General features: G+C 75.7%; 1 protein-coding gene. It reads right to left on the reverse strand.

Annotated features, from left to right (window positions below; all coding sequences use genetic code 11):
* A partial coding sequence (locus ACWJ6R_RS38235) for an AMP-binding enzyme (RefSeq protein ID WP_449066833.1) occupies positions 1–278 on the reverse strand: 278 nt, incomplete at its 3' end.
* Between the last annotated feature and the right edge of the window lie 14 nt (positions 279–292).

A 292-nucleotide genomic window follows, 5' to 3' on the forward strand; every position in this document is an offset into this window, starting at 1 on the left:
GCCGGCAGCGCCGCCCGATCCAGCTTCCCGTTGCCCGTCAACGGCAACGCCTCCACCACCACCACCGACGGCACCATGAACTCCGGCAACGTCTCCGCCGCGAACCCCCGCACCTCCTCCGGAGTCAGCGCCCCCGGGGCACCGGAAACGGCTCCCTTCTCCCGGCCGGGATCGGCCGCACCGCCTTCCGGGACCGCCCCATCCCCACCGGTCCCCGCGCCGCCCGGGACCACGTAGGCCACCAGCCGCCGATCCCCCGGCCGGTCCTCCCGCACCACCACCGCCACATCCG

The organism is Planomonospora algeriensis (assembly GCF_977012225.1).